Annotated in this window: 5 tRNA genes; all 5 read left to right on the top strand. The window is 50.6% G+C overall.

The features are described from left to right. Positions 1–25: 25 nt before the first annotated feature. The 5 genes from AZF08_RS07225 (at position 26) to AZF08_RS07205 (ending at position 571) form a co-directional block, all read left to right on the top strand. Positions 26–99 (top strand) — tRNA-Pro (locus tag AZF08_RS07225). A 13-nt stretch (positions 100–112) separates the two neighbouring features. Beyond that, positions 113–185: transfer RNA gene (locus tag AZF08_RS07220), tRNA-Ala, on the top strand. A 10-nt stretch (positions 186–195) separates the two neighbouring features. Then, positions 196–288 (top strand) — tRNA-Ser (locus AZF08_RS07215). A gap of 84 nt (positions 289–372) precedes the next feature. Then, a tRNA-Ser gene (locus tag AZF08_RS07210) sits at positions 373–465 on the top strand. A gap of 29 nt (positions 466–494) precedes the next feature. Beyond that, positions 495–571, top strand: a tRNA-Met gene (locus AZF08_RS07205). Positions 572–589 lie beyond the last annotated feature (18 nt).

Here is a 589-nt window from a genome sequence, read left to right as displayed (position 1 = left end):
GTCCTCTCGGGCGCGCTTTTATTAACGGGAAGTGGCTCAGCTTGGTAGAGCACCTGGTTTGGGACCAGGGGGTCGCAGGTTCAAATCCTGTCTTCCCGATAKTTTTAAACAYGGGGCCTTAGCTCAGCTGGGAGAGCGCCTGCCTTGCACGCAGGAGGTCAGCGGTTCGATCCCGCTAGGCTCCACTTTAGTTATGGAGGTATACCCAAGTCCGGCTGAAGGGATCGGTCTTGAAAACCGACAGGCGGCGAGAGTCGCGCGGGGGTTCGAATCCCTCTACCTCCTCCATTTTTATTATAAAATGGGATGTAGTTTGATTTTAAAGATTATTAAACATATCATTATAACTAAAAAGCATTTGAATATTTTTATGGAGGTATACCCAAGTCTGGCTGAAGGGATCGGTCTTGAAAACCGACAGGCGGCGAGAGTCGCGCGGGGGTTCGAATCCCTCTACCTCCTCCATTATTTTTTAAAAAGAATATCATAATCGTCGCGGGGTGGAGCAGTCTGGTAGCTCGTCGGGCTCATAACCCGAAGGTCGCAGGTTCAAATCCTGTCCCCGCAACCAAATGGTCCCGTGGTGTAG

This window comes from Bacillus gaemokensis, assembly GCF_001590835.1.
GTDB lineage: Bacteria > Bacillota > Bacilli > Bacillales > Bacillaceae_G > Bacillus_A > Bacillus_A gaemokensis.
Note: the sequence above shows the minus strand (reverse complement) of the source record. Positions and strands in the feature narration are given on the sequence as shown.